Consider the following 18,782-nt stretch of genomic DNA (forward strand, 5'->3'; position numbering starts at 1 on the left):
ACCCTGCCCGGCACGTCGGTACGGATCGAGGAGCGCACCGGCGACCCCATCAGTCTCGCCTCCTACACCGTGGACAGCGGCGACCACCTCTACGTGCGAAAACAGACGACCGGTCAGTTCACCCGCGACCCCCGCTATTTCGAGTACGCCCTCGACCCCAGGACCGGTCTGGCCCTCGGCACCGACGTCGACTACAGCACCGACTTCTTCGCGACCGTCTCCATCGTCGACCACGCCACCGAGGGCAGGCGCGTGGTCAAGCTCAGCCCCAAGCCGATCTACCCCACCACGCCGCGCTGGTCGCCCGATGGCAAGTACGGCCTGGTCACCCTCTACAAAGGCGCCGACGGCGACAGCGCCGAGTACGGCTACGGCGTCATCGACATAGCCGCGGGGACGGGACGCGTGTTCGAGGTCAAGGAGCAGGGGGCGGGGGAGTGGCGCTTCTTCTGGGGCACCGGCGGCCGGTCGGTCGGCACGTGGGCAGGCGGCCGGATGTGGTTCTACGACATGAACGGCAAGCCGCTGCGCACCCTGCGGGACGCGGGCTCACCCGTGTGGGTCGAGGGTGACGACGTCTCGCCGTCCGGCACCCGTTTCCTGGCCCACTGCACCGCCGCGGGCACCTCGCTGTGCGCCCACTCCATCTCTGCGGACGGTCCGGAGCCCGTCACCGTCCCGGTCACCAGCAGCCGCCTCATCGGGTGGTGGGACGACGAACATCTGGCGGTCTGGCGGGCGAGGGGCGCCGGCGCCGAGGCGGTCGTGATCGGTCTGTCCGGCCAGGTCACCCGGGTGCTGGCGACCGCGCGGAGCAAGGACGAGTTCGACGCGATGGGCTTCCGTTTCGGGCGCACCGCACCGTAGGTCCTTCGCGGCGCGGGCGCCGCCGCCTAGGATCAAGGCGGAAACCCACCACTGAAGGGGGCTGGTGTGGACATCACCGTCGTCGGCGAGGGCGCCGTTCTGGCCGTGCCCGACATCCTGCGGCTGCACGCGGGCGTCGAGGTCCGCCGGGCGTCCGCGGCGGAATCGTTCACCGCCGTCAGGGCCGCGGCCGCCCGTCTCGCCCAGGCGCTGGGCGGGGCCGGGATCGCCGCGGAGGACGTACGCACGGTGGAGCTGTCGCTCGGGCCGGAGTACGAGGCGTACCCGAAGGTGGCCGCCTACCGGGCGGTGCAGGGTGTGGAGGTCGTCGTCAGGGATCTCGCCCAGGCGGACCGGATCATCGACACGGTGGCCGGGGTCGGGGAGGAGGCCAGGCTCAACGGCCTGGCCTTCGAGCTGTCCGACCCCGCCGGGGCGCTGAAGGAGGCCAGGGCATGGGCGTTCAGGGACGCCGCGGCGAAGGCCGCCCAGTACGCCGAGCTGGCCGGCCGCCCGCTCGGCCGGGTGGTCTCGGTGAGCGAGGACGTCAGGGGCGGCCCCCAGCCGATGCGGACGACCCTGGCCGCGGCGGCGGAGACCAACGCCTCGATCAGCCCGGGCCGCCAGACCCTCACCGTCACCGTCCAGGTCGGCTACGACTTCGCCTAGCGCCGTCGTGCACCGGCTGGTGCTGAACCACTCCACCAGGAGCGAAGCCTCCTGCCGGGTCGCCCAGAAGACCGGCTTCGCCCTGGAGGGGACTCTGCGCAGCGCGCACCCGCACCCCGACGGCCGGCACGACGTGCACGTGCACGCCCGGATCAGCCCCGCGCCCTGACACCCGCCAGGGCGCCGCGGGCCGCCGGTCAGGGCAGGGCCAGCATGCGGTCCAGCGCGACCTTGGCCCAGTGGGTGGTGTCCTCGTCGACCGTGATCTGGTTGACGACCTCCCCGATGACCAGGGACTCCAGCGCCCACACCAGGTGTGGCAGGTCGATCCTGTTCATCGTCGAGCAGTAGCAGACCGTCCGGTCCAGGAACGAGATCTCCTTGTCTGGGAAGGTCTGGGCCAGGCGCTTGACCAGGTTGAGCTCGGTGCCGACCGCCCAGCTGGAGCCCGCGGGAGCCGATTCGAGCGTCTTGATGATGTGCTCGGTCGAGCCCACGTGGTCGGCCTTGAGCACCACCTCGTGGCGGCATTCCGGGTGCACGAGGACGTTCACGCCGGGAACGCGGGAACGTACGTCGTCCACGGACTCCGCCGTGAAGCGGCCGTGGACCGAGCAGTGGCCGCGCCAAAGGATCATCCTGGCCCGCTCCAGCTCCTCCGGCGTGAGACCCCCGTTGGGCCGGTGCGGGTTCCAGACGACGCAGTCGTCCAGCGACATGCCCATCTCCAGCACCGCCGTGTTGCGGCCCAGATGCTGGTCGGGCAGGAACAGGACCTTCCCGCCCCGCTCGAACGCCCAGTCCAGAGCCCGGCGGGCGTTGGAGGAGGTGCAGACCGCGCCGCCGTTCCTGCCGCAGAACGCCTTGATGTCGGCGCTGGAGTTCATGTACGTGACCGGGATCACCTGCTCGGCCAGCCCGGCGTCCTCCAGAGCCTCCCAGCACTCCTCGACCTGGTCGAACGTGGCCATGTCCGCCATCGAACACCCGGCGGCCAGATCCGGCAGGATCACCTTCTGGTCACCGGAGGTGAGGATGTCGGCGGACTCGGCCATGAAGTGCACGCCGCAGAAGACGATGAACTCCGCCTCCGGCCTGGCGGCCGCCTGCCGGGCGAGCTTGAACGAGTCGCCCGTCACGTCGGCGAACTGGATGACCTCGTCACGCTGGTAGTGGTGGCCCAGCACGAACAGGCGGTCGCCGAGCGCCGCCTTGGCCTTGCGGGCACGCTCCACGAGGCCGGGGTCGGAGGCGGGCGGCAGCTCGCCGGGACAGTCGACCCCCTTCTCACTGTGCGGATCAGCGCTGCGGCCGAGGACGAAGAGCGGCAGCCCAGTCTGGGTGGTCATGGCCGTTACCCCCTTATCGTCGAATTGACGATACCATCATGGCACATGGACGAACCCGGACATTCCGGGGGTAGGCGACCCGGGAATGTGTGGAGACGCGCTGGTGTTGGTAGCGTCATTAGCAGGACGTCGGAAACAGACAGCCGGGTTAGGGAGTCAGCAGATGACGGTTGAGAGCAGCGAGACCACGACGCAGGGCCTTACCCTGACCGACGCGGCCGCCGCCAAGGTCAAGAGCCTGCTGGAGCAGCAGGGCGAGGAAGGTCTGCAGTTGCGGGTCGCCGTGCAGCCTGGTGGTTGCTCCGGCCTGCGCTACCAGCTCTTCTTCGACGACCGTTCGATGGACGGCGACGTCGTGTCGGACTTCGGCGGCGTCAGCGTGGTCACCGACCGGATGAGCGCCCCCTACCTGATGGGCGCGTCCATCGACTTCGTCGACACGATCGAGAAGCAGGGTTTCACCATCGACAACCCCAACGCCACGGGCTCGTGCGCCTGTGGTGACTCGTTCAATTAGCCGGTCGCGCCGGGGTCCCGCTCGCCTTGGTGCGGGCGGGACCTTGCCGTATTCTCGTGGAGCCCATTGGCCTGCTGACAACGAGGAAGAAGAATCCCGTGCGCATCGCCGTCACCGGCTCCATCGCGACAGACCACCTGATGACCTTCCCGGGAAGCTTCGGCGATCAGTTGATAGCCGAGCAACTCGACCGGGTGTCACTTTCGTTCCTGGTCGATGACCTGCAGATCCGGCGCGGTGGCTGCGCCGCGAACATCGCCTTCGGTATGGGCTGTCTCGGCCTCAGGCCGATCCTCGTGGGGGCGGTCGGCAACGACTTCGCCGACTATCGCTCGTGGCTCGAGCGCCACGGCGTCGACTGCGGCTCGGTGCACATCTCCGAGACCCAGCACACCGCCCGCTTCCTGTGCACCACCGACGACCAGCACAACCAGATCGCCTCGTTCTACACCGGGGCCATGGCCGAGGCGCGGCTGATCGAGCTGCAGCCCGTCGTGGACCGCGTGGGCGGGCTCGACCTGGTGCTGATCAGCCCCAACGACCCCGACGCGATGCTGCGCCACACCGACGAGTGCCGCCAGCGCGGCATCCCGTTCGCCGCCGACATCTCCCAGCAGCTCGCCCGTATGGAGGACGAGCAGATCCGCCAGCTCGTCGACGGCGCCGCCTACCTCTTTTCCAACGACTACGAGAAGGGCCTCATCGAGCAGAAGACCGGCTGGTCCGACGCCGAGATCCTGAGCCGGGTCGCCGTCCGGATCACCACGCTCGGCCCCAAGGGCGCCGTCATCGACCGCGCGGGCGAGCCGTCCATCCAGGTCGCCCCCGCCCCCGAGCTCGGCAAGGCCGACCCCACCGGCGTCGGCGACGCCTTCCGCGCCGGCTTCATGTCGGGCCTGGCCTGGGGCCTGCCGCTGGAGCGCTGCGGCCAGCTCGGCAACCTGACCGCCACCCACGTGCTCGAACGCGTCGGCGGCCAGGAATACGAGCTGGGCCAGCAGGGCTTCCTCGGCCGCTTCGGCGCCGCGTACGGGGCCGGCGAGGCCGAGGAGATCGCTGAGTACATCCGCTGCCACTACGCCTGAGAGCCTCACCGGCACGTGACCCCCGCCCGGCCGGCCTGCCCGGGCGGGGCGTCCCCCGGGCCCGGAGCCGCGGTTGTACCTGAATCAGTAGTTTCGTCTGACGTGAATCGCCCACCCGCCGTCGGGCAGCTCGTACGAGCCGACGTGCCGGTGTGACTTGAGCCGGCACCACGCCGGTACGTCCGTATAGGCCGCCGGATCGTCGGCCAGCACGGCCACCACGGCGTTCAGCGGGACGTAGTTGATCTGCTCGGCCAGCATGATGATCGGGATCGGGCACTTCTTCCCGAGCGCGTCGATCGTCAAAGCCGGTTGGGTAACCTCTGTCATGCGACTCCTGCGTCCTGGCGGATGCGGCGCACCAGATCGGGCAGCACGGCCAGGAATCTGTCCACCTCGGCCGCGGAAGCACCCCTGGGCAGTGACACCCGGACATTCCCATGCGTCAGCACGCCCATCGCTTCTAGGACATGCGATGGACGAAGCGTACTAGCGGTGCACGAACTTCCGGACGATACGGCGAATCCCGCCTTGTCCAACTCGGTCAGAAGTGCCTCTCCATCAACATACAGGCACGAAAAGGTCACGATGTGCGGGGCTCGGTCCACGGGGTCGCCGATCACCTCCACGTCAGGAACGATCTTCGGCACCGTGTCCCTGATCTTCCCGATGAGCTCGGAGAGCCGCGCCTGCTCCTGCGCCGCCTCCGCGGCCATCGCGCGCAGGGCCGTCGCCGCGGCGACGACGCCGGGGACGTTCTCGAAGCCCGGCACCCGCCGTCGCTCCCGCTCGTCCTCCGGCAGGAACGAGCGGAACCTGGTGCCCTTCCGCACCGCCAGCACGCCCACTCCGGCGGGCCCGCCCCATTTGTGGGCGCTGGCGGTGAGCACGGACCAGCCCGGCGGTATCGGCATCCGGCCCGCCGTCTGCGCCGCGTCCACCAGGAGCGGAACGCCGTGCGCCCGGCACGCCGCGGCCGCCTCGGCGACCGGCTGCAGGGTGCCGACCTCGTGGTTGGCCGTCTGCAGGCAGGCCAGCGCGGTGCCGGGCCTGGACACCGCCTCGGCCAACCCGCCGGGGTCGACCCGCCCGGTCAGGCCCACGCCCACGGTCTCGACCGAGCCGCCGTCGCGTTCGTGCACGCCGGCGGCGTGCAGCACGCTGGAGTGCTCGACCGCGCCGGTGACCAGGTGGCGCCCGGCTCTGCGCCTGCCGTGTAGGGTGCCGAGCACGCCGAGATGCACGGCCTGCGTGCCGGAAGAGGTGAACGACACCTCGTCAGGACGCGCGCCGAGCGCCTCGGCCACCTCCGTACGGGCCTGCTCGAGCAGCAGGTGCGCACGGCGGGCCTGGCCGTAGAGTCTCGCGGGGTCGGCCCAGCCGACATCGATCGCCGCCAGCAGCGCCTCGCGGGCCTGAGGGTGGAGCGGCTCACTCGAAGCCGCGTCGAAATACGCCACGAGACTCATCGTCCCACTTCCGGCGCCATGGAGGGGTCGCGCGGTGGGGCGAGGCACCTGCACGCTAATGTGTCTGCATTCAGCTGTGCATCTGGAAATACGAGCGCCCAAGGGAGAGACTCTTGGGCTTCATCTGTGGGGTAGGCGATCCGTGAGTCCGACTCGCCGTACGACGCGGCGTTCGTTGGCCCGGCGCAGGGTGCCACGCGCCGCCGCTTTGGCGTTGCTGCTGGCCACTGCTACGGCGTGTGCTAATGACGTCCCCGAGGCCGACTGGTCTCGCGGCCTTCTTCCCGACCACATCACCGAGCAGGCCGGCGTGGTCCAGAGTCTGTGGAACGGGGCCTGGATCGCCGCACTCGCCACGGGTGTCGTCGTCATCTTCCTGATCGTGTGGGCGGCCATCTTCCACCGCAAGCGCAGGTCGAAGGCCGAGCTTCCGCCGCAGGTGCGTTACAACCTGCCGATCGAGATGCTCTACACCCTGATCCCGCTGGTCATGGTGTCGGTGTTCTTCTTCTTCACCGCCCGCGACAGTCAGACCCTCACCAAAGTGGACGGCGACGCCCCGGTCAAGGTCAAGGTCGAGGCGTACCAGTGGAGCTGGCGCTTCACCAGCACCGTCAACGGCAGGCCGCTGCAGCCGGTCGCGGGCATGCCCGTCAAGGACTACAAGCAGGGTCCCCAGCTGGTGCTGCCGGTGAACACGAAGGTCGAGTTCGACCTGTCGTCCGACGACGTCATCCACTCCTTCTGGGTGCCGGAGTTCCTGTTCAAGCGCGACGTCATCCCGGGCATCCCGGAGGACAACCCTGGCCGTAAGTTCCAGATCAACACACTCGACAAGCCCGGCGTCTACGCCGGTCGTTGCGCCGAACTGTGCGGAGTCGACCACAGTCGCATGCTCTTCTCGGTGAAGCTCGTCCCGCAGGCTGAGTTCGACCAGTACATCGCGACCAACCAGGCTGGGAGTGCCCAGTGACCGCCATCCAAGAACCACTCAGGACGCCCGCCAGGCCCGTGACCAAGGGCCAGGTGATCGCCAAGTGGCTGTCCTCGACTGATCACAAGATCATCGGGCACCTTTACCTGATCACGTCGTTCGCCTTCTTCCTGATCGGCGGCGTCATGGCGCTGGTCATGCGGGCCGAGCTGGCGCAGCCGGGACTGCAGTTCACCAGCAACGAGCAGTTCAACCAGCTGTTCACCATGCACGGCACGATCATGCTGCTGATGTTCGCGACGCCGCTGTTCGCCGGCTTCGCCAACGAGCTGATGCCGCTGCAGATCGGCGCCCCCGACGTGGCGTTCCCGCGCCTCAACATGGTGAGCTACTGGCTCTACCTGTTCGGCAGCATCATCGCGGTGTCCGGCTTCTTCACTCCGGGCGGCGCCGCGTCGTTCGGGTGGTTCGCCTACACGCCGCTGTCCAACGCGATCAACTCGCCGGGCATCGGCGCCGACCTCTGGATCATGGGCCTGGCCCTGTCGGGTCTGGGCACCATCCTCGGCTCGGTGAACTTCATCACCACCATCATCTGCATGCGCGCGCCCGGCATGACCATGTTCCGGATGCCGATCTTCACCTGGAACATCCTGCTGACCAGCATGCTCGTGCTGATGGCGTTCCCGGTGCTGGCCGCCGCGCTGCTGGCCCTGGAGGCCGACCGCAAGCTGGGCACCCACATCTTCGCCTCGGAAAACGGCGGGGCGTTGTTGTGGCAACACCTGTTCTGGTTCTTCGGCCATCCAGAGGTCTACATCATCGCGCTGCCGTTCTTCGGCATCGTGACCGAGGTGCTGCCGGTCTTCAGCCGCAAGCCGATCTTCGGCTACATCAGCCTCGTGGCCGCGACGATCTCCATCGCCGGCCTGTCGATCACGGTCTGGGCGCACCACATGTTCCCGACCGGGCAGGTGCTGCTGCCGTTCTTCTCCTTCATGACGTTCCTCATCGCGGTGCCGACCGGCGTGAAGTTCTTCAACTGGATCGGCACGATGTGGCGCGGGCACCTGACGTTCGAGTCGCCGATGCTGTTCGCGATCGGCTTCCTCATCACGTTCCTCCTGGGCGGGCTGACGGGCGTCATCCTCGCCTCGCCGCCGCTCGACTTCCACATCAGCGACACCTACTTCGTCGTCGCCCACTTCCACTACGTGGTCTTCGGCACCGTCGTGTTCGCCATGTTCGCCGGCTTCTACTTCTGGTGGCCCAAGTTCACCGGCAAGATGCTCGACGACAAGCTGGGCAAGCTGCAGTTCTGGTTGCTGTTCATCGGCTTCCACACCACGTTCCTGATCCAGCACTGGCTCGGCATGCTGGGCTTCCCGCGCCGGTACGCCGACTACAGCCCGGCTGACGGGTTCACCGACCTCAACCTGCTGTCGTCGGTGGGCGCGTTCGTGCTCGGCCTGTCCACGCTGCCGTTCTTCTACAACGTCTGGAAGACCTGGCGCAGCGCGCCCAAGGTCACCGTCGACGACCCCTGGGGTTACGGCGGCTCGCTCGAATGGGCGACCTCCTGCCCGCCGCCGCGGCACAACTTCACCTCGCTGCCGCGCATCCGGTCCGAGCGCCCCGCGTTCGACCTGCACTACCCGCATGTGTCCGCCAAGTCCGCCCAGGAGGTCGAGGCCTGATGAAGGTCCAGGGTTGGCTGTTCCTGCTGTGCGGCGTGTTCTTCGCCGGCGTCGACATCGCCTACTGGTTCTGGACCAAGGCGGAGACGGGTCACGGTGAGCCGGTCGGCACCACGGCCATGGCCATCTCGGTCGGGTTCGCGTTCATGGTGGGCTACTACCTGATGTTCACCGCGCGGCGCATCGGCGCGCAGCCGGAGGACAACAAGCAGGCCGAGATCAGCGACGGCGCGGGCGAGATCGGGTTCTTCAGCCCGAGCAGCTGGTGGCCGCTGTTCCTGTGCCTGGCGGCGGCCTTCGCCTTCGCCGGGTTCGTGATCGGCTTCTGGATGTTCCTGATCGGGGTCTTCCTGATCATCATGGCCATGATCGGGTTCGTCTTCCAGTACTACCGGGGCCACTTCTCACACTGAGTCCCGTTCGAGGCGGGCGCCCTCCCTTGGGGGAGGACGCCCGCTTTTTGGCGTTCTTTGCCACTGTACGGATGTGGTGATTCAAGCACTGAGGGTAATAAAGGAGCAGAAGGGGTTCGATCTTGGACGAGGGAGTCACTCGTGGGGCGCGTAGCGTATGGATCAGCCGGCCTGCTGGCCTTGGCGCTGCTGACGGGGGCGTGCTCGGCCGAGTCCCCCGCTGAGGACCCTGAAGGGGTCGCCACGGCCCGAGGGGCCCGGGGGCCGTCTGTGGGGGTCTCTCCGGCGAACAAGGCCGCCAACGTGCCCACGGACCAGCCCGTGGTCCTGTCGGCCCAGGGAGGCACGCTCAAGAGCGTAGAGGTGCGAGGCGGGAAGCAGGGGTCGCTCGACGGCGTGCTGAGCGCCGACCGGACCCGCTGGCGCAGCAACGTCACCGCCCGGCCGGGCACCGAATACAAGGTCACGGCGGTCTCCGTGGACGCCGCCGGCAAGGAGAGCGAGACCACGAGCACGTTCAAGACGGTCAAGGCCAACAAGACGTTCGACATCGAGACGATCACCCCGAACAAGGACTACACGGGGCTGACGGTCGGCATCGGCATGCCGGTCATGATCGCCTTCGACAAGCCGGTCGCCGACCGGGTGTCCGTCGAGCGCAACCTCACCATCCGCAGTTCCAAGCCGGTGGAGGGGGCCTGGCACTGGTTCGACGACAGCCACGTGGACTTCCGTCCGGAGAAGTACTGGCCCGCGCGTACGAAGGTGCAGGTGGAGGCGAAGCTGGCAGGCGTACGGGGCGGGCCGGGCATGTACGGCAAGCGCGACGTCAAGCTCAACTTCAAGGTCGGTCGCGCGCAGATCACCAAGGGGAGCATGAGCGACGGGCACGTGCTCACGGTGCGGCGGGACGGCAAGAAGATCCGCTCGATGCCGATGAGCGCCGGCAAGGGCGGGGTGTGGAAGTACCACACGACCTCCGGCATCCACCTGGCGATGTCACGCGAGCCCTCCACGGTCATGACCTCTCCCGGGATCGGCCCAGGGTCGCCCGGCTACTACAGCCTGACCGTCTACAACACCGTCCGGATCTCCAACAGCGGTGAGTACGTGCACAGCGCGCCCTGGTCGGTCGGGTCGCAGGGCCACTCGAACGTGAGCCACGGGTGCGTGAACATCAGCCCGTCCAACGCGGCCTGGTTCATCAAGAACACGCTGATCGGGGATCCGATCATCCTCACGGGGTCGCCGCGGAAGCTGGAGCCCACGAACGGGTGGGGGCACTGGCAGGAGAACTGGAAGCAGTGGCTCAAGTGGAGCGTGCTGAAGGGCGGCCCGACGATGGTCCTCTGACGGCGGGCCTCTGAGGGCGGCTCTCTGACGGCGGCCTTCCTGGTGACGGCACTGACGACTGGGGCCGGATGGCGCGGGCCTTGGCGATGGGCCCTGATGGGCGTTACCTGCCCGCCGGGCGCGCCGGCGGGGATGGTGGAGTCAGGCGGGGCGGATGGAGCCGCTGATCTGGACCCAGCGGTCCAAGGTGGTCGCGGCGTCTCCGGAGTCGACGGCCTGCACCGCGCGGGCGTATCCGTCGATCATGGCCGAGTCGAGGTCGTCGCCGGGGCCGTCGGCGGCGACCAGCGCCGCGGCGGCGTTGAGCAGCACGGCGTCGCGCACCGGGCCGGTCTTGCCGCGCACCAGGTCGTGGACGGCCTGCGCGTTGAACGTCACGTCCCCGCCGCGCAGCGCGCCGACCTCGGCGCGCGGGATGCCGAGCACCGCAGGGTCGAAGGCGGTCTGCGTGGCGGTGCCGTCCTTGACCACCCAGACCGTCGAGGTGCCGGCGATGGTGAGCTCGTCGAGGCCGTCGTCGCCGCGGAACACCAGGGCGGACACGCCGCGCTCGGCGAAGACGCCCGCGAGGACGGGCAGCATGCCGGGGTCGAAGACGCCGATGGCCTGCGCGGACGGGCGCGCCGGGTTGGTGAGCGGGCCGAGGAAGTTGAAGACGGTGGGGACGCCGATCTCCTTGCGCGGAGGCCCGGCGAAGCGCAGCGCGGGGTGGTAGACCGGGGCGAAGCAGAACGCGATGCCCGCCTCGCTGGCCACCCGCGCGGTCTGCTCGGGCGTGAGGTCCAGGCGGATGCCCAGGTGCTCCAGGACGTCGGCGGCGCCGCACGAGGACGAGGCGGCGCGGTTGCCGTGCTTGACGACGCGGGCCCCGGCTGCCGCGGCCACGATGGCGGCCATCGTCGAGACGTTGACCGTGTGGGCGCGGTCACCGCCGGTGCCGACGATGTCGACCACGGGTCCCTCCACGCTCAGCGGCGTGGCCAGGTCGAGCATGGTGCGGGCCAGGCCCACCACCTCGGCCACCGTCTCGCCCTTCGCGCGCAGGGCGATCGCGAAGGCCGCGATCTGCGCCGGCGTGGCGGAGCCGGACATGATCTCCCGCATCGCCCAGGCCGTCTCGTCGGAGGTGAGGTGCTCTCCGGACAGGAGAGCGGCGAACAGGGCGGGCCAGGTCGTCCGGGAGTCCATGGGCACCTACTTAGCGTTGAGTCGGGTCGAGGAGCGGCGGCGCATCAGGTCGGCCACCGTGTCGGCCAGCACCATGGGCTCCAGGGGCTGGGGCACGACGGCGTCGGCCTTGGACCAGTCGGCCAGCCAGCGGTCGTCGCGCCTGGCGATGATCAGGCAGATGGGCGGGCAGTCGTAGACCTCGTCCTTGGCCTGGCGGGAGATGCCCATGCCGCCCGCCGGCTGCGTCTCGCCGTCGAGGACGGCCACGTCGATCTCGCCTGAGCCGAGCCACTGGTGGACCTTGGGCTCGGTGGCGCACTCCACGATCTCAACGAGCGGTACGTCGGCCGCGGGGCGCCGGCCGATGGCCTGGCTCACCTCGGCCCTGGTGGCGGCGTCGTCGCTGTAGACGAGGACCCTCATCGTGTCGTCGGTGCTCCCAGTGGACGTCACTGTCGCGCTCACTATCTCGTCGTAGCAGTATGGTCACCTGGATCGTACCGGTGTGTCGGCGTGCAAACCCAGGCCACCTCACCTGCATGGGCGTGGTGGGGTGTTTTGCGGCAATTATCCCAGGTTGGCTGGTGGTTCCGACCTGCTAACGGGGGGTCGTGCGCCGGACCGACCACCGGAACCGCAATAATGCTGCCCGTGGCGACAGCATCCGCAATAACTTCGACGACGGCAGCACAGTCGTACCGGCGGCCAAACCTGGTCAGCGTCGGGACGATCGTCTGGCTGTCCTCCGAGCTCATGTTCTTCGCGGCGCTGTTCGCGATGTACTTCACCATCCGGTCGGTGAGCGAGGGCAAAGGCATCGAGTGGGGACCCGCGTTCCTGCCCATCGGTGCCGAGGCCGCAGAAGGCGCTCACCTGAACATCCCGTTCGCGACGGTCAACACGATCATCCTGGTGCTGTCGAGTGTGACGTGCCAGCTCGGCGTGTGGGCCGCGGAGAAGGGGCAGGTCGGCAAGCTCCGCTTCTGGTACATCGTCAGCTTCCTCATGGGCGCGGTCTTCGTGGCCGGGCAGCTGTACGAGTACGGCGAGCTGGCGTCAGAGGGCGCGACCCTGTCCGCTAACGCCTACACCTCGGTGTTCTACCTGACGACGGGCTTCCACGGCCTGCACGTGACCGGTGGCCTGATCGCGTTCCTGTTCATGCTGGGACGCACGTACGCCGCGAAGCGCTTCACGCATGAGCAGGCCACCAGCGCGATCGTCGTGTCCTACTACTGGCACTTCGTAGACGTCGTCTGGATCGGCCTATTCGCGACCATCTACATCATTCGTTAAGGAACGGGATCTCTGTGACTAGGATCACCGCTTGGCGGCGGCATCCCCTCGCGAGATATGCCGTCCTGATTTTGGCGTTGTCGCTGGTCGGGATGGTATACGCCGCCTTCGTCCAGGCGGGTAAGCCTGCCGACGCGGCACTCGCGGCAGGCAAGGTCGACGACGTGGCCGCGGGCAGGAGCCTGTTCGTCCAGCACTGTTCGAGCTGCCACGGCATGAACGCGCAGGGCACCACGACGGCGCCTACGCTCGTCGGCGCCGGCGCCGCGGCCGTCGACTTCCAGATGAGCACCGGCCGCATGCCGGCCGCCAACCCCGGCGCGCAGGCGCCGCGCAAGCCCCCGGCGCCATGGGTCGACGAGACGACGACCCGCCAGGTCGCGGCCTACGTGCAGTCGCTCGGCGGCGGCCCGCAGGTGCCCGGCGCCGAGCAGGTCGACCCGGCGACGGGCGACGCGGGCAAGGGAGGGGAGCTGTTCCGCGCCAACTGCATCCAGTGCCACAACTGGGTCGGTGCCGGCGGCGCCCTGACGCAGGGCAAGTACGCCCCCAACCTGAACGAGGCGTCCCCCACGCAGATCTACGAGGCGATGGTCACGGGCCCGCAGGCCATGCCGGTCTTCAACGACTCGACGATCACGCCAGAAGAGAAGCGCAGCATGATCGCCTACATCACCCAGGTGCGCGCGCAGAAGGACCCCGGAGGTTTCGGCCTCGGACGCATCGGCCCGGTCACCGAGGGCCTCGTAGCATGGATCGTGGGTCTGACCGCCCTCGCACTCGCCGCCATCTGGATCACCGCGAAGAAGCGACAGAAGTCATGACAGACAACGAGCACGAGATCGAGCAGCCGGATGAGCGCGTCCCCAAGCGCGTCATCGGCACCCCCGCGCCGGGCACCTCGATGCTCGGCACCGCGGAGGCATCCGACGTCGACCGGGACGTCCCCGGCGTGACGCTGCAGGACGAGGCCAAGGCCCGCAAGGCCGAGAAGATCGTGGCGCTCTGCTTCACGATCACCTTCGTGGCGGCGCTCGCGTTCATCATCTCCTACGTGGTGTTCCAGGTCGGCAGCCCCGAAGCGACCGGCACGTCCAACCTGGCGCTCGGCGGGTCGCTGACGGTGGCGCTGCTGGCCCTGGCCAGCGGCATCGTGATCTGGGTGCGCCAGATCATGCCGAAGTACGCGCTGGTCCAGGATCGCCACCCGATGGCCTCCGCCGAGGCCGACCGCGACGTCGTGGCCGACACGTTCGTCCAGGGCGCCAACGAGAGCGGCTTCGTCAAGCGCAAGCTGCTGCGCCGCACTCTGCTGCTGGCCGCCGCGCCGCTGGGCCTGGTCCCGGTGGTGCTGCTGCGCGACCTGGACAACAGCAAGATGCCGGGCGCGAAGTTCAACGCCGCGCTGCGTCACACGGTCTGGGGTGAGAAGACCAAGGAGGGCAGGCCGCTCAGGCTCGTCGTCGAGGGCACGGGCCAGCCGATCCGCGCCGCCGACTTCAACTCGCCAGGCGGCATCCTGTCGGTGGTCCCCGAGGGTTACGAGCACGACCTCACCGCCCTGGCCAAGGCCACGCTCATCCTGATCAAGTTCCGCCCGGAAGAGATCAAGAGCGGCGTCCGCCAGAACTGGACGCACGACGGCATCGTGGCTTACTCCAAGATCTGCACCCACGTGGGTTGCCCGGCGGCCCTCTACGAGCAGAACACCCACCACATCCTCTGCCCCTGCCACCAGTCGACGTTCGACGCGGCCGACGGCGCGAAGGTCATCTTCGGCCCGGCCGCGCGACCGCTGCCGCAGCTGCCGATCACGGTCGACCAGGAGGGCTACCTCATCGCCCAGGGAGACTTCGACGTGCCGGTCGGCCCGAGCTACTGGGAACGCGGTGACGCCGAGGCCGAGGCCAGGGCGAAGGGAGCCCAGGCATGAGCGAGCTGAACAAGGTGCCCCAGGGCATCGCGGGGCCGTCGACCTTCCTGGACGACCGCATCGGCGGAGCCAACTTCCTCAAGCGCAACCTCCGCAAGGTCTTCCCTGACCACTGGTCGTTCCTGCTGGGGGAGATCGCGCTCTACTCGTTCGTCCTGCTGCTGCTGACCGGTACGTTCCTGACGTTCTGGTTCAAGCCGAGCATGGGGGAGATCGCCTACGACGGCTCGTACGCGCCGCTCAAGGGCGTCATGATGTCCGAGGCCTACGCGTCGTCGCTGGAGATCAGCTTCGACGTCCGCGGCGGACTGCTCATCCGGCAGATGCACCACTGGGCGGCCCTGCTCTTCGTGGCCGGCATGATGGTCCACGCGCTGCGCGTCTTCTTCACCGGCGCCTACCGCAAGCCGCGTGAGCTCAACTGGATCATCGGCGTGCTGCTGCTGACCCTGGCGCTGGCCGAGGGCCTCACCGGCTACTCCCTGCCCGACGACCTGCTCTCCGGCGCCGGTCTGCGGATCACCGAGGGCGTGGCGATCTCGCTGCCGCTGGTCGGCACGTACCTCACGTTCTTCCTGTTCGGCGGGGAATATCCGGGCGAGGATGTCATCTCCCGGTTCTACTCGCTGCACATCCTGCTCATCCCCGGCATCCTGCTGGCGTTGATCTCGGCTCACATGGTGCTCATGTGGGTGCAGAAGCACACCCAGATGCCCGGCAAGGGCCGCGACAACAAGAACGTGGTGGGCGCGCCGTTCTACCCGGCCTTCATGGCGAAGGCGGGCGCGTACTTCCTGTTCACGGCGGCCGTCGTGGCGGGTCTGGCGACGTTCACCCAGATCAACCCGATCTGGTTGTTCGGGCCGTACACACCCGCGGACGTGTCGGCGGGCTCGCAGCCCGACTTCTACATGGGCTTCCTCGAAGGCGCGCTACGCATCATGCCGGCGTGGGAGATCAACCTCTTCGGCGCGTCCCACGCGGGCACACTGCCGCTGAGCGTGATCGTTCCCGCCCTGGTGCCGATGGGCATCATCATGACCGGGCTGGCGCTCTATCCGTTCCTGGAACGCTGGGTGACCGGCGACCACCGCGAGCACCACGTCGCCGACCGGCCGCGCAACAACCCGCATCGCACCTCGATCGGCATGACGGCCATCACGTTCTACGGTGTCCTGTGGCTGCTCGGCGCCAACGACGAGATCTCGGCCAACTTCCACATCAGCCTCAACGTGACGACCTACGCCGGCCGGGTGCTGATCTTCGTGGCTCCGGCGCTGGCCTACATGATCACCTATCGCATCTGCCTCGGCCTGCAGCGCTCCGATGCGGCGATCATCGGGCACGGTGTGGAGTCCGGTGTGATCAAGCGGCTGCCGCACGGCGAGTTCATCGAGGTCCACACGCCGGTGGCGGAGGACATCGGGGCGCACATGCGCGGCAAGGAGCCGGTGCCCGCACTGCCCGTGGAGGCCGACACCACGGGCATCCCGCCGAAGGGCGCACGCGGGCCGCTCGGCAAGCTGCGCAGCCGCATGTCCAAGGCCTACGGTGGCGAGAAGATCCCCCTCGAGGGCGACTCCCACGCCCACGACGAGGAACACCCCGCCATCGAAGCCGACGACCATAGCCTGACGCGCTAGTGGATTCCTGAGGACGGGCCCGGATCTTTCCCGGGCCCGTCCTCTGTTTCCCCGCGCGAGAGGGGCTCCGGAAGGTTGCCCAGCCTTCCGGAGCCCGGCGGCAGGGGTGGTGAGAACGTGCCGCGATGGTCAGAGACACCGATGACCCGGCCCACAATGCGCGTCGTCACGGTCATCAGCCCGTGAGCCTTCACAACGGGCCATGACAGACGGCCACCACTTACGGCGCGTGCGGGCAACCGAGGCGGAGCCGTAAAAACGAAGAGAGCGACACCGGCGCGCGCGCCGGGCGGATCCCTGACTCTAATCGGCCTCGGGGAAGCCGATGGAGAAGGCGGCGTCGAGGTCGTGTTTGGAGTAGGCGCGGAAGGCGATGTGGGTCTCCGTGTGGAGGACGCCGGGCACCTTGTTGACGCGGCCGGGGATCACCTCGGCGATCTCCTCGTACGCGTTGACTCTGACCATCGCCAGGAGGTCGTATTCGCCGGTGATGGAGTAGACCTCGCTGACCCCGTCGATCTCGGCGATCGTCTGGGCGACCTCCGGGATCCGGTCTACTTCGGCGTTGATGTGGACGATAGCCGTGACCATGCATGAACTCTACCTGGTCACCGCAAAGGCCGCCCCTCGCGTCCACGCGCCCGTTCAAAGGGGCGATAGGCGAGGTCAATGCGGGCCTTGTGCCGGGCGGCGCCCCGGGCGGGCAACGTCCACTCGCCGTCCACCTCGACCAGGCGCACTCCCGGCGACTCCAGCCAGCGCAGGATGCACTCCGTCTCCTCGGCGCTGGCGGCGTGGACGGGGCCGGGGCCGGGGATGACGACCTCGGCCGTGGCGGTCAGGGAGGCGACGAAAGGGGTCGGGTGGGCGCCCTTGGGCATGACGCCGGCCGCCGCGAGCCGGCCGTACCTGACGACGTGGATGTCCCAGCCGCCGCCGAACGCCGGGCTGGCGGCGACGAGTTGCGGGATGCGGGTGATGGCGTGCAGCCGCTGCATGCGGGCCGCCGTGCGGACGAAGGAGGCCAGCCGGTCGCGGTCGATGGACGCCTCCTCGTAGCGCTGCTCGACCGACAGCCGCTCCATCCGGGCCGAGACGGCGGTGAAGACCAGCGAGGCGTCGAGCGTCATGGCGCGGCGGGCGCTCTCGACGTGGAGCGAGTATTCCTCCTGACTCTCCTTGCCCTCGCACGGGGCGCCGCAGCGGCCCATCTCGTGCAGCACGCAGGCCGTCCGCCGGGTGTGCGTCGTGACGGGCTGCGTGCACTGGCGCAGCGGGACGGCCTCGTGCAGCGCGATGCGGGCGTCGTCGGCCAGGCGCGCGCTGGTGAACGGGCCCAGATAGGTGGCTTCGTCGTCCTTGAGCTCGCGCACGATCGACAGGCGCGGAAAGGGGTCGGAGGTGAGCTTGAGCCAGAGGACCTTCTCGGGAAAGCGGGAGCGGCGGTTGTAGCGGGGCTTGGCGCCGCCGATCAGGCGCAGCTCCCTGACCTCGGCCTCCAGCGCGGTCGCGCAGACGATGTGGCGCACCCGCTCGGCGATGCCGATCATCTCGCGGATGCGCGGCCGGGTCTCGCCGGCGGTGAAGTAGGAGCGCACGCGGTTGCGCAGGTTGGTGCTCTTGCCGATGTAGAGGACCTCGCCGCGCTCGTCCTCGAACAGGTAGACCCCGGGGGCGTGCGGCACGGACTCGGCCAGGTGGCGTTTGCGCTGCTGCTCGGGCGTGGGGGCCCGGACGAACGACTTGAGCTCCTCGAGCGTGTGCACCTGGAAGGAGCCGGCCCGCTCGATCAGCCCGTGCAGCACCTCGACGGTGGCCCTGGCGTCCTGCAGGGCGCGGTGGCACGGCTCGGTCGGGCTGCGGAAGAACCTCGCCAGCGTGGACAGCTTGGCGTTGGGCGTCTCGTCCCTGGTCAGCACCCGCCTGGCCAGGTCGACCGTGTCTACGACCGGATTGGCCGGCGGCGGATAGCCGTGCGCGGCGCAGGCGGCCTTGACGAAGCGGGTGTCGAAGCCCGCGTTGTGCGCCACCAGAGTGGCGCCCCTGATGAACTCGAGGAAGCTCGGCAGCACCGCCTCTATGCGCGGCGCCGCCACGACCATGGCGTCGGTGATGCCGGTCAGCACCGAGATGAACGGCGGTATCGGCCCCCCTGGATCGACCAGCGTGGAGAACTCGCCCAGCACCTCGCCCGCGCGCACCTTGACCGCCCCGATCTCGGTGATGGCGTCCTCGGCCGGCGCGCCGCCGGTCGTCTCGAGGTCGAACACCACGAACGTGACGTCGCTCAGCGGAGTGCCGAGCTCGTCGAGAGTGCCTTGAACCGGATCCACGACCAAGACCATAGAGAGGGGGACCGACAGGAACCAATGACCACCCCCTCTTGA

Annotated in this window: 20 protein-coding genes; 13 read left to right on the plus strand and 7 right to left on the minus strand. The window is 68.7% G+C overall.

From position 1 onward, the window contains the following. The 3 genes from ITP53_RS35650 to ITP53_RS35660 all read left to right on the plus strand — a co-directional run. The coding region (locus tag ITP53_RS35650) for a hypothetical protein (RefSeq protein ID WP_195899865.1) at nucleotides 1-867 on the plus strand (867 nt) is incomplete at its 5' end. A gap of 66 nt (nucleotides 868-933) precedes the next feature. Continuing rightward, nucleotides 934-1,536, plus strand: a complete 603-nt coding sequence (locus ITP53_RS35655) for an SIMPL domain-containing protein (RefSeq protein ID WP_195899866.1) — start codon at nucleotides 934-936, stop codon at nucleotides 1,534-1,536. 7 nt (nucleotides 1,537-1,543) lie between these two features. After that, a complete protein-coding gene (locus tag ITP53_RS35660; protein ID WP_207756887.1) occupies nucleotides 1,544-1,705 on the plus strand; it encodes a GNAT family N-acetyltransferase in 162 nt (53 codons plus the stop codon). 28 nt (nucleotides 1,706-1,733) lie between these two features. Here ITP53_RS35660 and nadA read toward each other — a convergent pair whose 3' ends face one another. Beyond that, nucleotides 1,734-2,885 (minus strand): quinolinate synthase NadA, encoded by a 1,152-nt coding sequence (gene nadA, locus ITP53_RS35665; protein WP_195899867.1) that lies wholly within the window; start codon nucleotides 2,883-2,885, stop codon nucleotides 1,734-1,736. 163 nt (nucleotides 2,886-3,048) lie between these two features. Here nadA and erpA point away from each other — a divergent pair, with 163 nt between their 5' ends. Further along, nucleotides 3,049-3,402: an iron-sulfur cluster insertion protein ErpA gene (gene erpA / locus ITP53_RS35670; protein ID WP_195899868.1), complete on the plus strand. Its 354-nt coding sequence runs from the start codon at nucleotides 3,049-3,051 to the stop codon at nucleotides 3,400-3,402. Between the two features lie 98 nt (nucleotides 3,403-3,500). Beyond that, the gene (locus tag ITP53_RS35675) at nucleotides 3,501-4,487 is read left to right on the plus strand and encodes a carbohydrate kinase family protein (RefSeq protein ID WP_195899869.1); all 987 of its coding nucleotides are present in this window, start codon (nucleotides 3,501-3,503) and stop codon (nucleotides 4,485-4,487) included. Between the two features lie 84 nt (nucleotides 4,488-4,571). On the opposite strand, the gene ITP53_RS35680 is transcribed toward ITP53_RS35675, so the two are convergent. Together ITP53_RS35680 and ITP53_RS35685 are read right to left on the minus strand one after the other, a co-directional pair. Then, nucleotides 4,572-4,817 carry a sulfurtransferase TusA family protein gene (locus tag ITP53_RS35680; protein ID WP_195899870.1) on the minus strand — a complete coding sequence of 82 codons (246 nt, stop codon included), beginning with the start codon at nucleotides 4,815-4,817 and terminating at the stop codon, nucleotides 4,572-4,574. Further along, complete coding sequence (locus tag ITP53_RS35685; protein WP_195899871.1) at nucleotides 4,814-5,956, minus strand: cysteine desulfurase family protein; 1,143 nt, start codon at nucleotides 5,954-5,956, stop codon at nucleotides 4,814-4,816. Before ITP53_RS35685 ends, ITP53_RS35680 begins: the two co-directional genes overlap by 4 nt. Before the next feature lie 142 nt (nucleotides 5,957-6,098). Here ITP53_RS35685 and ctaC point away from each other — a divergent pair, with 142 nt between their 5' ends. The 4 genes from ctaC to ITP53_RS35705 all read left to right on the plus strand — a co-directional run bounded on the left by ctaC (nucleotide 6,099) and on the right by ITP53_RS35705 (nucleotide 10,353). Then, nucleotides 6,099-6,929, plus strand: coding sequence for an aa3-type cytochrome oxidase subunit II (gene ctaC, locus ITP53_RS35690; RefSeq protein ID WP_195899872.1), 831 nt, complete (start codon nucleotides 6,099-6,101; stop codon nucleotides 6,927-6,929). After that, nucleotides 6,926-8,587, plus strand: coding sequence for an aa3-type cytochrome oxidase subunit I (ctaD, locus tag ITP53_RS35695; RefSeq protein ID WP_195899873.1), 1,662 nt, complete (start codon nucleotides 6,926-6,928; stop codon nucleotides 8,585-8,587). The genes ctaC and ctaD overlap by 4 nt, the downstream gene beginning before the upstream one ends. Continuing rightward, nucleotides 8,587-9,000: a cytochrome c oxidase subunit 4 gene (locus ITP53_RS35700; protein WP_195899874.1), complete on the plus strand. Its 414-nt coding sequence runs from the start codon at nucleotides 8,587-8,589 to the stop codon at nucleotides 8,998-9,000. Before ctaD ends, ITP53_RS35700 begins: the two co-directional genes overlap by 1 nt. Before the next feature lie 141 nt (nucleotides 9,001-9,141). Further along, nucleotides 9,142-10,353, plus strand: a complete 1,212-nt coding sequence (locus ITP53_RS35705) for a L,D-transpeptidase (protein ID WP_195899875.1) — start codon at nucleotides 9,142-9,144, stop codon at nucleotides 10,351-10,353. Between the two features lie 141 nt (nucleotides 10,354-10,494). Here ITP53_RS35705 and trpD read toward each other — a convergent pair whose 3' ends face one another. Together trpD and ITP53_RS35715 are read right to left on the minus strand one after the other, a co-directional pair. Beyond that, nucleotides 10,495-11,541, minus strand: a complete 1,047-nt coding sequence (trpD, locus tag ITP53_RS35710; RefSeq protein ID WP_195899876.1) for an anthranilate phosphoribosyltransferase — start codon at nucleotides 11,539-11,541, stop codon at nucleotides 10,495-10,497. A gap of 6 nt (nucleotides 11,542-11,547) precedes the next feature. Continuing rightward, nucleotides 11,548-11,946: a hypothetical protein gene (locus ITP53_RS35715; RefSeq protein WP_195899889.1), complete on the minus strand. Its 399-nt coding sequence runs from the start codon at nucleotides 11,944-11,946 to the stop codon at nucleotides 11,548-11,550. Between the two features lie 219 nt (nucleotides 11,947-12,165). On the opposite strand from ITP53_RS35715, the gene ctaE reads away from it, so the two are divergent. The 4 genes from ctaE to qcrB are packed head-to-tail and all read left to right on the plus strand — an operon-like array spanning nucleotide 12,166 to nucleotide 16,395. Continuing rightward, entirely contained in the window at nucleotides 12,166-12,819 is a 654-nt protein-coding gene (gene ctaE, locus ITP53_RS35720; protein WP_195899877.1) for an aa3-type cytochrome oxidase subunit III, read from the plus strand. 14 nt (nucleotides 12,820-12,833) lie between these two features. Next, nucleotides 12,834-13,643, plus strand: coding sequence for a cytochrome bc1 complex diheme cytochrome c subunit (gene qcrC, locus ITP53_RS35725; protein ID WP_195899878.1), 810 nt, complete (start codon nucleotides 12,834-12,836; stop codon nucleotides 13,641-13,643). Further along, nucleotides 13,640-14,752 (plus strand): cytochrome bc1 complex Rieske iron-sulfur subunit, encoded by a 1,113-nt coding sequence (qcrA, locus tag ITP53_RS35730; RefSeq protein WP_195899879.1) that lies wholly within the window; start codon nucleotides 13,640-13,642, stop codon nucleotides 14,750-14,752. The genes qcrC and qcrA overlap by 4 nt, the downstream gene beginning before the upstream one ends. Next, nucleotides 14,749-16,395 (plus strand): cytochrome bc1 complex cytochrome b subunit, encoded by a 1,647-nt coding sequence (gene qcrB, locus ITP53_RS35735; protein ID WP_195899880.1) that lies wholly within the window; start codon nucleotides 14,749-14,751, stop codon nucleotides 16,393-16,395. The genes qcrA and qcrB overlap by 4 nt, the downstream gene beginning before the upstream one ends. 303 nt (nucleotides 16,396-16,698) lie before the next feature. Here qcrB and ITP53_RS35740 read toward each other — a convergent pair whose 3' ends face one another. Further along, the gene (locus ITP53_RS35740) at nucleotides 16,699-16,986 is read right to left on the minus strand and encodes an Lrp/AsnC family transcriptional regulator (RefSeq protein ID WP_195899881.1); all 288 of its coding nucleotides are present in this window, start codon (nucleotides 16,984-16,986) and stop codon (nucleotides 16,699-16,701) included. A gap of 17 nt (nucleotides 16,987-17,003) precedes the next feature. Next, the gene (locus tag ITP53_RS35745) at nucleotides 17,004-18,740 is read right to left on the minus strand and encodes a DEDD exonuclease domain-containing protein (protein ID WP_207756890.1); all 1,737 of its coding nucleotides are present in this window, start codon (nucleotides 18,738-18,740) and stop codon (nucleotides 17,004-17,006) included. Nucleotides 18,741-18,782 lie beyond the last annotated feature (42 nt).

Source organism: Nonomuraea cypriaca (genome assembly GCF_015645445.1).
In the GTDB taxonomy this organism is placed as follows: Bacteria; Actinomycetota; Actinomycetes; order Streptosporangiales; family Streptosporangiaceae; genus Nonomuraea; species Nonomuraea cypriaca.

Coding starts and splice junctions, on each gene's coding strand:
- nadA (WP_195899867.1), bottom strand. CDS start 2,885: ATGACCACCCAGACTGGGCTGCCGCTCTTCGTCCTCGGCCGCAGCGCT.
- erpA (WP_195899868.1), top strand. CDS start 3,049: ATGACGGTTGAGAGCAGCGAGACCACGACGCAGGGCCTTACCCTGACC.
- ITP53_RS35680 (WP_195899870.1), bottom strand. CDS start 4,817: ATGACAGAGGTTACCCAACCGGCTTTGACGATCGACGCGCTCGGGAAG.
- ITP53_RS35685 (WP_195899871.1), bottom strand. CDS start 5,956: ATGAGTCTCGTGGCGTATTTCGACGCGGCTTCGAGTGAGCCGCTCCAC.
- ITP53_RS35700 (WP_195899874.1), top strand. CDS start 8,587: ATGAAGGTCCAGGGTTGGCTGTTCCTGCTGTGCGGCGTGTTCTTCGCC.
- trpD (WP_195899876.1), bottom strand. CDS start 11,541: ATGGACTCCCGGACGACCTGGCCCGCCCTGTTCGCCGCTCTCCTGTCC.
- ITP53_RS35715 (WP_195899889.1), bottom strand. CDS start 11,946: ATGAGGGTCCTCGTCTACAGCGACGACGCCGCCACCAGGGCCGAGGTG.
- ctaE (WP_195899877.1), top strand. CDS start 12,166: ATGCTGCCCGTGGCGACAGCATCCGCAATAACTTCGACGACGGCAGCA.
- qcrA (WP_195899879.1), top strand. CDS start 13,640: ATGACAGACAACGAGCACGAGATCGAGCAGCCGGATGAGCGCGTCCCC.
- qcrB (WP_195899880.1), top strand. CDS start 14,749: ATGAGCGAGCTGAACAAGGTGCCCCAGGGCATCGCGGGGCCGTCGACC.
- ITP53_RS35740 (WP_195899881.1), bottom strand. CDS start 16,986: ATGGTCACGGCTATCGTCCACATCAACGCCGAAGTAGACCGGATCCCG.
- ITP53_RS35745 (WP_207756890.1), bottom strand. CDS start 18,740: ATGGTCTTGGTCGTGGATCCGGTTCAAGGCACTCTCGACGAGCTCGGC.